Raw genomic sequence first — 14,200 nt, 5'->3', positions numbered from 1 at the left:
TCAAGATTGCAGCAAGCGCGGTTCCGCGATATGTCCAGATTGCAGCTTCGTTAGGTCCAGATGAAAAACACGATCGCCGCCGAGAGTATCTTCCTGCGCGCCACCGATGCGCCGACCCTGCAGGGGCGGCTCGCCGCAGCCTTGGTACGCGCGATCCTGGAAAGCCGCGCGCGGCCCGGCACCCGCCTGCCTTCCAGCCGGCAGCTGGCCGAAACACTCGGCCTGTCGCGCATGACGGTGACGTTGGTCTATCAAGAGCTTGTCGGACAGGGCTATCTCGAGACCCGTCCGCGCTCGGGCGTCGCAGTCGCCGCCACCGCCCCCCGCCGCAAGCTGAAGGTCGCCGGCATGACGGCAGGCGACAGGCCGCTGGACTGGACCGACTGGCTTTCCGGCCATCCACCGCCGCTACGTGTCATCCGCAAGCCAGCGGATTGGCGCAGCTATCGCTATCCATTTATCTATGGCCAGCCCGATCCGCGCCTTTTCGATCACCACGCATGGCGCGATTGCGCCCGTCGGGCGCTTGGCAGCCGCGATTTCGCTGATGTTTCGACCGATCGCTACGGCAGCGACGATCCGCTGCTGATCGACTATATCTGCTCCAACACATTGCCCCGGCGGGGCATCCATGCCAGGCCTGACGAGGTGCTGGTAACCCTTGGCGCGCAAAATGCGCTTTATATCGTGGTCGAACTGCTTTGCCGTCCAGACCGACCGGCCGTTACCGAGGAGCCGGGCTACCCCGATATCGCCGAGACGCTGCGCCGGTCGCAAAGCCCGACCTCCTTCCTGCCGGTCGATGCGCTGGGGCTGAACCCGGAAACGCTGCCGGACCATACAAGGCTGGTGATGATAACCCCGAGCCACCACATCCCGACCGGCTCGACCATGCCGCTTGGCCGCCGCCAGGATCTGCTGAACCGCGCCGCCGCCCGCGATTTCGTCATCGTCGAGGACGATTACGATTTCGAGATGTCCTATCTCGGCCCCTCCGCGCCAGCGCTGAAATCGCTCGATACCCAGGGTCGGGTGCTCTATATCGGCAGTTTCTCGAAATCACTGTTTCCGGGCCTCAGGATCGGCTATCTGGTGGCACCTGCCCCTCTCATCGCCAAGGCGCGCGAGCTGAGGACGATGTTGCTGCGCCACCCGCCCGGCCACCTTCAGCGCATCACCGCCTATTTTCTGGCGCTTGGCCATTATGACGCCCACATCGTCCGGCTGCGCAGTGCGATGGTGAAGAGGCGCGCGACACTGGAACAGGCGCTGGCGAAAAGCTGCCTCACGCTCGAAAGCGCGGCCTTGGCAGGCGGCGCGAGCGTATGGCTCAGGGGCCCCGATGGGCTCGACAGCGCCGAACTCGCTGAAAAGCTGAAGGCCGACGGTGTGCTGATCGAACCGGGTGCGGTCTTTTTCGAAAACCCGCCCGACCCCTGCCCTCTGTTCCGGCTCGGCTATGGCTCGATCGATTCGGCCGATATACCGCGCGGTATCTCGTTGATCGATGTAGCGGTCAAACGGGAGATGTGATTCGGTCTGTCTGAAAAGTTTCGGGCGTTTCTTTAGGTTGATTTTCAGCATAGCCCCGACTTATGGCTGTTTGGGCACACGCATCGGCACCTGAGGGGAAAAGTCGGAAGGACGCCGATCGTGAACGTTTCTTTCGGGTACCTTCCGTGAAGGTGACTGCGTCGGTTGCGCCCTGGCTCATATATCTGAATTAGGTAATCGGGCAGCCTGTTTGCTGCGTTCAGGCGGGCGTAGCCCGAGCGGGACTGTCAATCGGCGTTGTAGTGGGCCCCCATTTAGGCGCCCAAAAGGAACACTTTCCAGCGATTGCATTCGGCGATTAGCGCGCGCAGGCCCGGAGCCATCGATTTAGCGGAGAGGCCTGCGCACGCGAATGGCTTGATTTCTTCGACTTTAGCTTTGAAAGCGGTTTTTGAAGCGCCAGGATTCGTTTCCGGTTTCTATAATCTCGCAGTGGTGCGTGAGCCGGTCGAGAAGCGCAGCGGTCATCTTTGCGTCGCCAAACACGGCTGGCCACTCGCCGAATGCGAGATTGGTGGTGACGATGATTGAAGTGCGCTCACAAAGCTTGCTGACCAGATGGAAGAGATGCTGACCGCCTGCCTGGGCGAACGGGAGATAGCCCAGTTCATCCATTATGACGAAGTCGAGTCTGGTGATTTAATCTGCGAGCCGTCCTTGTTTGCCATTGCCCGCTTCTGTCTCTAGCTGATTGACGAGGTCAACAACATTGAGGAACCGGCTTTGGCTAGGCCAAGCGGGAGATCATGCTCGGCGTCGAACGTCGTTCTCATAAGGGACTGAACAATCGAGCGGAGAAATCCCATCAGCACGTCAGACGAAGGGAGAGTGTCATGAAGCGCTTCAAGTCGGCGCGACAACTTCAATGTTTTGTGTCCATCCACGACCCGATCGCAAACCTCTTCAACGTTCGCCGCGACGATATTCCATCCAACCATCATCGCAAACTGCGAACAGCAGCCATGCATGCACGGGGCCAGATCGCCCGCATTCATGACGCATGGGATTCACGCCCAAATGGCGGTTTCGAAGCGTTAAGTGCACAGTGCCCTTCAAACAAACCTAGCCAGTTCAGGGGCCATGACGACGACGATTGACATCTCAAAGCTCTTTCGAGCACGAGAGGTCCGATTCCAACATTTGGTTCCCCTCGCTGCGACCTCATCAGCAAATGTTGGAATCATAGGGATCGCTAGCAAGTATATGTTTTCTAGTGGAATTTTAGAATTTGACATTTGATGGACCAGGTCGCTGAAATGGGAACCAAATATCAAATTCATTCCACTAGAGATATCGATATCATAAAAATGAGAGAAACTGACGAGAAAGAACAGCGAATGTTTACCAGAAGTGCGATTTTCCGGGGTCGGATAAAGCCGGGACGGGAAGAGGAATTCTATACGGCCGTTCAGGAAAGGCTTGTTCCTGCGTGGTCTCAGATGCTGCATGCGGCCGCTGTTCGGGTTTACAGACCCCGGCATTGTGAAGCGGGCGAAGAGGATGTTTTCCTGGTTCAGGAGATCGACTATCCGTCGATGGCGCACATTGAAGAAGCGTTGTCGTCACCGCGGCGTGAAGCCGCTGTCGAAGCGCTTGCGTCCGTTCGTTCACTTTATGATGGCGAGCATCGCCATATCATCTATGAGCGTTTGACGGATTGACGCCGGCCTTGCTTTTCCAGGAGCAGGCCAATCGTTTTTGATCTTGATGCCAAAGATGCAATGGGGACGCATAACCGGAAGAGTCGGCCGCCCGATTTCAGCCGGCGGATGATCCGCATCCTGAACATCAGCTTCGGTTCCCTCCCCTCAATAAAGCTTGAAAACCACAAAATCCCCCGAACCGAAGTCCGGAGGATTTTTTCGCAATGGATACTGAAAGCGCTATTCAGGCATTTTCGCAAACACACTTGTCCTGAACATCCGGTTGAGCAGCATCACTTGGTCGTGACAGCCTGAACCTTGTTGACGAGGTCGTCGCCATATTTGTCGGTGAAGGTCTTCCAGACCGGCTTGACGGCCTGCTGGAAGGCCTGACGATCGACATCACTGTTGACGACCATGCCTTCCTTTTCCAATTCGGCGATCATCGATGCTTCGCTGTCCTTGGAAAGCTGACGTTCATAATCGATGGCATCCTTGGCCGCCTTCATGATGATTTCCTGCTGGTCGTCCGGCAGACTGCTGAACTTCTTCTCATTCATCGCCAGCACCAGCGCGGCATAGGAGTGATTGGTCAGCGACAGGTATTTCTGGACTTCGTAGAACTTGAAGGATTGAACGATGGTGATCGGGTGATCCTGCGCGTCGACAACGCCGGTTTCCAGAGCGGTGTAGAGTTCTGCTACTGGGATCTGCTGTGGATTGGCCTTCAAAAGCGCAAACATATCATTAAGCGCTTCGGAATTGTTGGTGCGCATGCGCAGCCCTTCAAGGTCCTTCGGCTCGACAATCGGGCCGCGGTCATTGGTGATTTCGCGGAAACCGTTTTCCGGAAAGCCAAGAACCTTGAGGTCGAAGTTCTCAAAGTCGGCCGCTGCTTCCTGACCGATAGCGCCATCATAGACTTCATAGGCCTGATCACGATCGGTGATCATGAACGGCAGCATCAGCCCGCCAAGTTCGGGCATCATACCGGTAAAGTTGTTCAAACCGCTCATAACGATGTCAATGATGCCGGTGCGCGCACCGGTGATCATCTGGGAATCATTGCCGAGCTGGCCCTGCGGAAAGATCTGAACGGTGATCTTTCCGTCAGACATAGTCTTAACATCTTCGGCAAAGTGCTCGGCGAGCTTCTGCTGCAGGTCGCCCTGTGGGGCCGCATGGGCCAGACGAAGCGTGGTCGCATTGGCCGAGACGGTTCCGGCAACCAGCATGCCGATGGCGAGAAGGCCTGTTGTAAAACGTTTCATTTCATTTCCTCCGTATAAAAAGTTGAGAAATCAGCCCGCGATCCATCCAAGTGGAACAGTGATGATCTGGGGTACAAGTATGAACATGATCAGCACCAGCACATAGACGGCTATGAACGGCAGTACTCCACCGACTGCGTCCTGAACGCGGGTTTTTCCAACGCCGCAAACGACGTTGAGAACCGTACCGACCGGGGGCGTAATCAGGCCGATACAGGTATTGATGACGAACATCAGACCGAAATAGACAGGGTCGATGCCGGCTTCCTTGACCACTGGCATCAGAAGTGGAACCAGGATCAAAATTGTGGGGCTCAGATCCATCACCATGCCAACGAGCAGGACCAGGACCATGATGGCAGCCATCAGCAGGCGCGGGCTGTCGGTGAGCGGGCCGAGCATAACGGCGAGCTGCTGCGGCAACTGGGCAACGGTGATCAACCAGGAGGCGACCATGGCCGAGCCGACAAGGAACATCACCATGGCGGTTGCGCGACCGGAATTGATCAAGACCCGATAGAATTTCGCCGGTGTCAGTTCGCGGTAGATGAGCGTTGAAACGAGGATGGCGTAGACAGCTGCGACAACCGCCGCCTCGGTTGGCGTAAAGATGCCGAAGCGGATACCGCCAATGATGATGAGCGGCAGGAGCAGGGCCCATATACCATCCTTCAGTGCGGCGCGGCGTTCTTCCTTGGACGCCTTTTCATGCTGCTCAAGGTTTTCCTTTCGCATCAGGAACGTCCATGTTCCGATCAGCGCCATACCCATGATCAGGCCCGGCACAATGCCGCCGAGGAATAGTTTGGCAATGGAGATGTTTCCGGCAACACCCATGATGATCAGTGGCAGCGATGGCGGGATAACTGGCGCGATGATGCCGCCTGCGGCAAGCAGACCGACCGAGCGACTCTCTGGGTAATTGGCGCTGCGCATCATCGGATAGAGAATCGAAACCAGCGCCGCTGCGTCTGCAACAGCAGAACCGGAAAGGCCTGCCAGCACAACGGACGTAAAGATCGCGACATAGCCGAGACCACCTTTTTTATGGCCGACATAAGCCATGGCCAGACGGACGATCCTGCGCGACAGACCGCCAGTCGACATGGTTTCGCCTGCGACCATGAAGAACGGGATGGCGAGAAGCGGAAAGCTGTCGACGCCATTGACCAGCGACTGTGCAAGAATGTCGGGGCTGAACAGGTTCATGTGCAACATCAGGCCGACGGCGCTTAACAGCAGCGCGAAAGCAACCGGAACCCCGAGCAGAATGGCACCAATCAGAACGGAAAGAAAAAGCACAAGTGTCATTGAGCCGCCTCCTCAGTGCCTTCAGCATCGCTTTCAAAATCCGGTACGGCTCTGCGCGGATCGAGCAAGCGCAACAGGGCAATGGCTGCCATCAATGCGCCGCCGATCGCACCGGCGAGGTAAAACATGCCGACCGGAATACCGCTCATCGGCGATATATTGTCCCAGTTGGCGATGACTTGCGGCGAGGCACCCCAGACCAGCATCACGCAACAGCCGAGGATGACGAGGTTGACGAAGCGGCGTAGCCAGTATTTTGCCCTGGGGAACATGCCCTCTGCGACGCCATCCAGTGAGAGGTGCTCAAAATTGCGCAGGCAAGCCGCCGAGCCGAGCATGATGACCCAGACAAACAGGAGTCTTGAAATTTCAACCGAGCCGAGGATGCCGCTGGAAAAGCCGTAGCGAAGCACGACATTTGTGAAAACCAGCACGATCATCGCCACGAGCGCGATGGCTATCATCGCGTCAATGATGCGCCAGCCAATGCTGACGATGCGCGTGATCAAACCCATTTCAAGCTACCTCCCTGGATCGCGATTGGGTAAGTGCAACATGTTATCGATAACATGTATAAATGCAATAGTCTCGTACTTTTGTCGTCTCTCTTGAATAAAGTCAGGACTTTTGCAGGGGTATACTGAAACCCGCGGCGGATGCCTATCCAGTCAGTGCAGGTCTCGCGGCACGGTTTCAGGCCGGCGTGTACTGGTCGCCGTCGAACACGTGGTGGTGAACGCGCCCGGTGAACATGTCCAGCAGGCCCTTGGTCACTTCACGGCCCTTGTAACGAACATCGGATTCCAGCGCCTTGGCGACGGCATCGAGGTTATCGTAGCGGACCCCCATGACGAGCGCGTATTCCGGCGCGCCGTCATCACGTTCGACACCGAAATAGACCTGCAGGTCCCGGGCGCCGGGAAACTGCCGCCAGATGGGGATCAGCTTTTCGTGCACATAGGTCTTGAACTCGGCCTCTCGACCTTCATTGATCGTACCTTCGAAAAGGGCGTAGCGAATGATCATCCTGTCCTCCCTGGACAACCGTCATCGGACGGTTTCTCGTTTGCGGCGAAGGCGTTTTCATGCCTTTGCGCCAATCAATCCTGTTCATTCTCGCCGATCACGCGGTACCGGTGTCGCCGTCGAGCAGCCGCATCATTTCAGCCGAATCCTTTGGTCCCAGACCGGCGGCGACGAGCAAGCGGTGAATTTCGGTGACCTGACCGGTCATCGGCAGCGGCGTGCGGGTCTTCAAGGCAAAGGCCTGTAGGCTGTCGAGATCCTTGAGCATGTTGTCGATGCGCCCGGTCGGTGAATAATCACGAGCGGAAAATTTGCCCATGAATTCCTGCATGATGTTGCTGTCGGCCCGTCCACCGGCGAGCGCCTGTGGAATGTTGGCGGCATCGACGCCACCGGCTTCAGCAAGCTTGACGGCTTCAGCGACGGCCTGGAACTGAACAGCACAGAAAAGCTGGTTGATCAGCTTGGTGGTCTGTCCGGCACCGCTTGGTCCCATCAGAGTGTAGTTGGCGCAGAGATCCGCCATGACAGCACGAGCTTTTTCGAAGTTCTCTTCTGTGCCGCCAGCCATCACGGTCAGCCGTCCGCCAAGGGCACCGGGTGCACCACCGGAAAGCGGGCAATCGACCCAGCCCATGCCGGTTGCCGAAGAAAGCTCAGCCGACATTTCGGCCGTCGCCTTCGGGTCGATCGATGACATGTCGATCAGAAGCTTGTCGGCACTGGCGGCTTCGGCCACGCCGTTGCTGCCGAACACGACAGCCCTGACGATATCGGCATGGTTCAGGCTCATGATGGTGAAGCCAGCGCCAGAAGTGGCCGCTTTTGGGCTTGTGGCGGCGCTGGCGCCCTTTTCCACCAGTTTGGCGACCTTTGCGTCGTCAAGATCGGAAACGATAACCGTGTGGCCCGTCTCCAGAAGGCGTGTCGCGATCGCGGTGCCCATAATGCCCGCGCCGATGACGGCGATCTGTTCAGTCATTTTCGGCTCCTTGTTCCGCTCCCAGAAAGGCGAGAGATTTCTCGGTGATGATGGCCGGCGCAAGGTCGCAATCAAGCGTCAAAACGTCGCCCTCACCATCCGTGGCTTCCAGCGTTGAAAGCTGACTGTCAAGCAGCGAGGCCGGCATGTAATGGCCGGGGCGGTTCTCCATACGCGCGGCAAGCACCGCGCGCTCGCCTTTCAGGTGGATGAGACGCAACTCCGGGCCAGCCAGACAGCGCAGCAGATCGCGGTAGCTCTTTTTCAGGGCCGAGCATGCGACGACGACATCTTCATTGCGGGGCGCTTCCGCGAGTGTCCTGCCAACCACTTCGAGCCATGGCTTACGATCTTCATCGTCAAGCGGAATGCCGGTGCGCATCTTTTCCACATTGGTTTCAGGGTGAAGGCTGTCGCCTTCGACAAAGCGTGCACCGAGCTGTTCCGCCAGCGCACGGCCTGCGGACGACTTACCGCAGCCGCTGACACCCATGACCACGATTTTCATCTCAGACACTCACAGTAATGCCGCCATCAACGGCCAGTACATGGCCATTGATGAAGGAGGAAGCCGAAGATGCGAGGAAAATGGCCGCGCCGACAAGTTCGTCGACATCACCCCAGCGACCGGCAGGTGTGCGCTTTTCAAGCCAGGCCGAAAATTCCGGATTATCCACCAGCGCCTGGTTCAGCGGCGTCTTGAAATAGCCCGGCGCGATACCGTTGACTTGCAGGCCATATTGGGCCCAGTCCGTGCACATGCCCCGGGTCAGGTTGCGGACCGCGCCCTTGGTGGCTGTGTAAGGTGCGATACCGGGGCGAGCCAGTTCGCTCTGCACCGAGCATATATTGATGATCTTGCCACTGCCGCGCTTGATCATGTGGCGGGCAACAGCCTGACCGGTAAAGAAGACGCCGGAAATATTGGTTTCCAGCAGCCGGTGCCATTGCTCTTCCGGATAGTCTTCCAGCGGCGTGCGGTACTGGATGCCGGCATTGTTGATCAGGATTTCGATCGGACCGACCTCGGCCTCAATCTGGTTCACGCCGGCTTCAACAGCGGATTTATCGGTAACATCGAAGACCGCGGAATAGGCTTTGATACCCTTGTCTTCGAAAGCCTTGACGGCAGCTTTGGCGTGATCCGCGCTGCGTGCATTGACGACAGGGATAGCGCCTTCTTCGGCGAGACCTGAAATCAATGCGTGACCGATACCCTGGCTGGAGCCCGTCACAAGTGCGATTTTTCCATCAAGTTTGAACCTGTCGGACATAGTGTTCTCCTTCCCTATGGGCGGCGCGATGGGGCGAAGTTTATGACTCCGCGCCGAAATGTCAGCGCCGTCTCCGAATATTCTTGACTTACCTGTTATCGATAACATAATCAAGACCAAAATCGGTTCTTGAACAAATTCGGCGCGGCAACCGAGCAGAACCCGGAAGAACCCGGGCTCAGATTTTTCGTTGTCACGCCGAGCAAAGCTTACCAAGGGAGGTAGTGATGAAAGCTGCAATCATTCACGCGGCAAAGGACCTGCGTATCGAAGAAATCACCCCCGAGACAGCCGGCCCCGGTCAGCTCGAAATCCGGATCGGCGCGGGCGGCATTTGCGGTTCCGATCTGCATTATTACAATAATGGCGGTTTCGGCGATGTGCGCGTTCGCGAGCCGATGATCCTCGGTCATGAAGTCGCCGGCACGATCACCGCGCTCGGTAGCGGCGTCAGCAATTTCTCCGTCGGTGACCGTGTCGCGATTTCGCCGTCGCGCCCCTGCAACACATGCGAGTTCTGCCTGAAGGGCTTGCAGAACCATTGCCTCAACATGCGGTTTTATGGCAGCGCCATGCCGATGCCGCATATTCAGGGTGGGTTCCGCGAAACACTGGTGGCTGAAGCCTGGCAGTGCCACAAGGTCGCCGAAAACGTATCCTTGGGTGAAGCAGCAATGGCCGAGCCGCTGGCCGTGACGCTGCATGCGGTTTCGCGTGCCGGTTCGCTTCTTGGCAAGCGGGTTCTGGTGTCCGGTTGCGGCCCGATTGGCGCGCTGTGCATTGTTGCGGCCCGTGCCCACGGCGCCCGCGAGATCGTGGTCACGGATGTGATGGACGATGTTCTGCCTTACGCTGAAGCAGTTGGCGCAAACCGGGTTATCAACGTTGCCAAACAGCCTGAAGAGCTTGCTGCCTATGGCGCTGGAAAGGGCACGTTCGATGTGATGTTCGAAGCGTCCGGCAATGCCCGTGCTCTGGCAAGCGGTTTGCAGGCGCTGGCGCCGCGCGGCATTCTGGTTCAGCTGGGTCTTGGCGGCGAAGTCGGGCTGCCGCAGAACATGGTGGTCTCCAAGGAAATCGACATCCGCGGTTCGTTCCGCTTCCATGAGGAATATGGCCTTGCCGTTGATCTCCTCAATCAGGGCCGGATCGACGTCAAGCCGCTGATTTCCGGAACCTACCCGCTTGCCGACGCGGTTGCCGCATTCGAGACCGCCAGCGACCGGTCGAAATCGATGAAGGTTCAGCTTGCTTTTGAATAAGCTGAAGCGTGCCCATAGGTAACACTTTAAATTGGCACCGAAACAAAACGCCCCGGCCTTGCGACCGGGGCGTTTTGCATGCTGGGAGAGGACTTGCCGAGGCTTACTGAACGCCCCAGATCTTCTTGTATTCGGCACGGTAGTCATTGCCCGGCTCGAATGTGTTATCGGGGCCGCCGTCATATTCGATATTGTCTTGGGTCACGACATGGAACGGGGCGATATAGCCCGACCATTCCTGACCGGCCAGCGCGCGGTTCATCTCGTCGACGAGCTGCCAACCCTGCATGTAGAGCGGTTCGGCAACGGTGACCGCCTGATACTGGCCTGCGCGGATACGCTGATAGGCACTTTCCGAACCATCGCCTGCGGCGACATTGACCGGCGCACCATCCCCCGGCAGACCGGCCGCTGCCAGCGACGGGCCCATAAAGTCGAAGTACAGATCGTTGATCGCCAGCGAATGCGTCCACTTGTCCCCGTACTTCTGCAACAGCGAGGTGGTGAGCTGCGGCATGCGCTGTGATGTTTCGGCAATTGGCGTATCGACATATTCGAGCACCGTGCCGCCAAGCTTTTCGATCTGCTGCTTCATTTCATCGGCCTTGGCGATGGCAATGGCGTAGGTCGAGTCCGTGAAGATAATGACGCCCGGCGTGCCATCTGCATCAATATAGGCCCAGTCGGCAGCCGCTTCCGATACCTTCATCGGATCGGTGGTCACATTGGTGAAGATGCCGATATCCGGTTCGGGGCCGGCTTTGGGTGCGGCGTGCCAGGCGACCATCGGAATGCCGGCATCCTTGGCCTGCTCCATCGCCGGGCCCTGCTCGATAGCGTCAAAACCGTTGATGATGATGCCATCCGGCTTGAGCGCCATGGCCTGACCGAAGGCGGCTGTGCGGCCTGCAATCGAGCCTGCGCCGTCCAGTGTGGTGACTTTCCAGCCAACGGCCTTGGCGGCTTCGTCGATGCCATCGACAACTTTCAGGATCCCGCCATTCTTCATGTCAGCCGCCAAAACGACAATGGTCTTGTCGGATGCTGCTCTTGGTCCGGTGGTGGGACCATCCCACGTCGTCACCTGAGAGGCGTATTTGTCGACGAAGCTCTTGGCATCCGACATCGCGTCTGCCAGTGCCGGTCCAGCCATGGCCAGCATGGCGGTGCCTCCGGCCATCATCTGCATAAATGTTCTGCGTTTCATGTCTTCCTCCCTTTGGAAACAAAGCTCCCACTCCCGTGAAGCCTATTTGCACGCAGCGCGTTTGGTGTCGGCACCACGCTTGCGCTGGGCGTAGCCCGCAATGCCGATTGCCACCAGAAGCGTCACGCCGTTGAAAAGCGGCTCGACAAAGAATGAACCGCCGAATTGCTGAATGCCGGAAATGCCCACTGCCAGAATAATCACGCCGACAACCGTGCCCCAGACATTGACGCGGCCGGGCTTGATGGTTGTCGACCCGAGAAATGCACCAACGAGGGCAGGCAGAAGGTATTCGAGGCCGACGCTGGCCTGTCCGATCCGGAGCTTCGAGGCCAGAAGAACGCCGGCGAGCGCTGACAGAAAACCCGAGCTGACGAAGGCGCCGACAACGAATTTGCGCACCGGAATACCGTTCAGCGCCGCCGCCTTCGGATTGGCGCCGATAGCATAGAGATATCGCCCGATCGGCAGGTATTCGAGTGCGATCCACATGATCAATGCAATTGCGAGCACATAAAAGCCGGTGATCGGTAGACCGAAAACCATTGTGCCATTCAGGTCATAAAACCCTTGTGGCAGCATGCCGACAACCTGTCGTCCGCCGGTATGCCAAAGTGCGATGGCATAAAGCACCGTTCCCGTGCCCAGCGTGGCAATAAAGGCGTCGATCTTGGCAACCTCGACGAGGAAACCATTGATCAGCCCTGTCAGAGAGCCGAGCGACAGTACAATCAGCACCGCCACCGGCCACGGTATGCCGAACACCGTTTGCAGACTGATAGCCAGAATGTGCCAGAGCACGATGCCGTAGCCGACCGTCAGGTCGATACGGCCCGCGGCCATCGGGATCATCGCGGCCAGCGAAAGAATGGCAATGATAGCCTTATCAGAAATGATAGAGCGAACATTGAGAAGTGTCGGAAAGGTATTCGGCAGCATGATCGAAAACAAAATGATCAGCAGCGCGGTCAGGATCACCAGCCCATAGACCGGCAAAAAACGCCCGATCCGCTGTGCCAGAGAAAGCCCTTTCAGCTCCGCTCTGGTTGGTTCCAGAGCGGTTGATTCAAGTGACTGCATTTTTTCCTCCCGGTTCAGGCCGCTTCGGAAGCGGAGGCGGCTGTGATCAGCGCCTGTGTCGTCAGGTGATCGCCCTCAAGAGCGCGTACGATCCGGCCCCGCGAAAACACCAGGGCACGGTTGCAGATATTGGCGACTTCCTCGAAATCCGTGGACACCACCACGACAGCAAGCCCGGCATCCACCGCGCGCGCAATCAACCGGTAGATTTCCGCCTTGGCACCGACATCGACACCGGCCGTCGGGTCCTCTGCGATCAGAAGCTTGCGCCCCGTCGCCAGCCAGCGGCCAACGACAACCTTCTGTTGGTTGCCGCCCGATAGCGCTTCGACCGCGATCTCCGGGTCATTGGGCCGCAATCCGACGCTGCCGCCGATCGTCGTGCAGTGATCTGCCTCGCTCTTATGGGTGAGGAATTTGAAAAGGCTGCGCCCGACGGCCGCCGGGTTCAAAAACATGTTCTCCCGCACCGAAAGCGACATGGCCACCGATTCTTCAGCGCGGTCACGGGCAATCAAGCCGACCCCCGCGCGCATGGCAGATCGCGGTGAGGAAAGGTCCGGCGTTTCACCGTTGAGCGTGATTTCGCCGGAAAATTCCACCGACCCGAAAAGCGCGCGCCCAACGGCTTCCTGACCAGCACCGCGCAGGCCGACAAGCCCAAGAAGTTCGCCTTTATGGATATCCATTGAAACCGGGCCGACGCCAGCGCAGCAAAGATCTGAGATGCTTGCGACACGCTCTCCCTGTTCCACACTGCCTTTGACGAAAAGCTCATCGGTCTTGCGGCCGACGATCAACTCGACGAGTTCACTTGGTGTGGTATCGGTAACGGCGGTTTCGCCGACAAGCTTGCCATCGCGCAACACCGCAACGCGATCAGCAATACGGAAGATTTCATCAAGCCGGTGGGACACATAGATCATCCCGACGCCTCGATCCTTCAAAGGGCGGATGGCATCGAAAAGCCGTTCCACCTCGTCGGCAGGCAGGCTGGCGGTTGGCTCATCAAGCACCAGAACATCGGCATCGGTGGCAAGCGCGCGGGCAATCGCAACCAGAGCCTTTTCCGTTCTGGTCAGATTTGAGATCCGGGTCTGTGGATCGAAATCGCAGCCGACAAGTTTCAACGCCTCGGCCGCACGGTCATCGGTCGACGACCAGTCAATCAGGCCTGCACGCGAGGAAAAGCCCTGCGCCAGACCGACATTTTCGCCAACCGTCATCCATTCGATTAGACCCATGTCCTGATGAATAAAGGCCACTGGCTGGCGTTGCAGCGGTTTGGGCGGACGGTGCACATAGGGCTCGCCGCAAAACAGAATTTCGCCGCTATCCGGCTTATGGATACCCGCAAGCGTCTTGATAAGGGTTGATTTTCCGGCGCCATTTTCGCCGAGCAGCGCCAGAATCTCTCCCGGGCGCAGTTCAAGCGAAACATCAGACAGTGCCTGCGTACCACCAAAGACTTTGGTAATCGCGCGAAACGACACAAGACTTAAATCATTCATCGAGCATTCCTCCCGAACTCTCGAAGCCGATCAATTGTTATCGATAACATAATTCTATGTCAAGCCGGAAAATGATCCT

General features: G+C 57.8%; 13 protein-coding genes and 2 pseudogenes. 4 read left to right on the top strand and 11 right to left on the bottom strand.

Annotated features, from left to right (window positions below):
* Nucleotides 1-60: 60 nt before the first annotated feature.
* Nucleotides 61-1,533 (top strand): MocR-like pyridoxine biosynthesis transcription factor PdxR, encoded by a 1,473-nt coding sequence (pdxR, locus tag AC0L7L_RS00490; RefSeq protein ID WP_473511164.1) that lies wholly within the window; start codon nt 61-63, stop codon nt 1,531-1,533.
* A 393-nt stretch (nt 1,534-1,926) separates the two neighbouring features.
* Here pdxR and AC0L7L_RS00485 read toward each other — a convergent pair.
* Nucleotides 1,927-2,280, bottom strand: a pseudogene (locus AC0L7L_RS00485) (ATP-binding protein); the annotation flags it as partial.
* A gap of 5 nt (nt 2,281-2,285) precedes the next feature.
* On the opposite strand from AC0L7L_RS00485, the pseudogene AC0L7L_RS00480 reads away from it, so the two are divergent.
* Together AC0L7L_RS00480 and AC0L7L_RS00475 are read left to right on the top strand one after the other, a co-directional pair.
* Nucleotides 2,286-2,540, top strand: a pseudogene (locus AC0L7L_RS00480) (DDE-type integrase/transposase/recombinase); the annotation flags it as partial.
* A gap of 249 nt (nt 2,541-2,789) precedes the next feature.
* On the top strand, nt 2,790-3,215 hold the full coding sequence (locus tag AC0L7L_RS00475; RefSeq protein ID WP_272209680.1) for a hypothetical protein: 426 nt from the start codon (nt 2,790-2,792) through the stop codon (nt 3,213-3,215).
* A gap of 275 nt (nt 3,216-3,490) precedes the next feature.
* Here the strand turns inward: AC0L7L_RS00475 and AC0L7L_RS00470 are convergent, their stop codons facing one another.
* The 7 genes from AC0L7L_RS00470 to AC0L7L_RS00440 all read right to left on the bottom strand — a co-directional run bounded on the left by AC0L7L_RS00470 (nt 3,491) and on the right by AC0L7L_RS00440 (nt 9,061).
* Entirely contained in the window at nt 3,491-4,468 is a 978-nt protein-coding gene (locus AC0L7L_RS00470) for a DctP family TRAP transporter solute-binding subunit (protein WP_473511161.1), read from the bottom strand.
* A 30-nt stretch (nt 4,469-4,498) separates the two neighbouring features.
* Entirely contained in the window at nt 4,499-5,779 is a 1,281-nt protein-coding gene (locus AC0L7L_RS00465; protein ID WP_473511159.1) for a TRAP transporter large permease subunit, read from the bottom strand.
* A complete protein-coding gene (locus AC0L7L_RS00460; protein WP_272209679.1) occupies nt 5,776-6,294 on the bottom strand; it encodes a TRAP transporter small permease in 519 nt (172 codons plus the stop codon). Before AC0L7L_RS00460 ends, AC0L7L_RS00465 begins: the two co-directional genes overlap by 4 nt.
* Nucleotides 6,295-6,472: 178 nt before the next feature.
* Nucleotides 6,473-6,805, bottom strand: a complete 333-nt coding sequence (locus tag AC0L7L_RS00455) for a hypothetical protein (protein WP_473511156.1) — start codon at nt 6,803-6,805, stop codon at nt 6,473-6,475.
* 97 nt (nt 6,806-6,902) lie between these two features.
* Nucleotides 6,903-7,787 carry an NAD(P)-dependent oxidoreductase gene (locus AC0L7L_RS00450; RefSeq protein ID WP_473511154.1) on the bottom strand — a complete coding sequence of 295 codons (885 nt, stop codon included), beginning with the start codon at nt 7,785-7,787 and terminating at the stop codon, nt 6,903-6,905.
* Nucleotides 7,780-8,295: a gluconokinase gene (locus tag AC0L7L_RS00445; protein WP_272214016.1), complete on the bottom strand. Its 516-nt coding sequence runs from the start codon at nt 8,293-8,295 to the stop codon at nt 7,780-7,782. The genes AC0L7L_RS00450 and AC0L7L_RS00445 overlap by 8 nt, the downstream gene beginning before the upstream one ends.
* A gap of 1 nt (nt 8,296) precedes the next feature.
* Nucleotides 8,297-9,061, bottom strand: coding sequence for an SDR family oxidoreductase (locus AC0L7L_RS00440; protein ID WP_272209675.1), 765 nt, complete (start codon nt 9,059-9,061; stop codon nt 8,297-8,299).
* A 227-nt stretch (nt 9,062-9,288) separates the two neighbouring features.
* Between AC0L7L_RS00440 and AC0L7L_RS00435 the strand changes: the two genes are divergently transcribed.
* Nucleotides 9,289-10,323: an L-idonate 5-dehydrogenase gene (locus tag AC0L7L_RS00435; protein ID WP_272209674.1), complete on the top strand. Its 1,035-nt coding sequence runs from the start codon at nt 9,289-9,291 to the stop codon at nt 10,321-10,323.
* 103 nt (nt 10,324-10,426) lie between these two features.
* On the opposite strand, the gene AC0L7L_RS00430 is transcribed toward AC0L7L_RS00435, so the two are convergent.
* From AC0L7L_RS00430 to AC0L7L_RS00420, 3 genes are read right to left on the bottom strand one after another with little or no spacing between them, the layout of a single operon-like run.
* Nucleotides 10,427-11,530 (bottom strand): ABC transporter substrate-binding protein, encoded by a 1,104-nt coding sequence (locus tag AC0L7L_RS00430; RefSeq protein ID WP_272209673.1) that lies wholly within the window; start codon nt 11,528-11,530, stop codon nt 10,427-10,429.
* Between the two features lie 42 nt (nt 11,531-11,572).
* Nucleotides 11,573-12,610, bottom strand: a complete 1,038-nt coding sequence (locus tag AC0L7L_RS00425) for an ABC transporter permease (protein WP_473511149.1) — start codon at nt 12,608-12,610, stop codon at nt 11,573-11,575.
* A gap of 14 nt (nt 12,611-12,624) precedes the next feature.
* A complete protein-coding gene (locus AC0L7L_RS00420; protein WP_473511147.1) occupies nt 12,625-14,121 on the bottom strand; it encodes a sugar ABC transporter ATP-binding protein in 1,497 nt (498 codons plus the stop codon).
* Nucleotides 14,122-14,200: the final 79 nt, after the last annotated feature.

The sequence above is a fragment of the Martelella sp. K41-7 genome, from assembly GCF_055808365.1.
The sequence above is the reverse complement of the archived record's forward strand: the minus strand, read 5'-3'. Positions and strand labels throughout refer to the sequence as shown.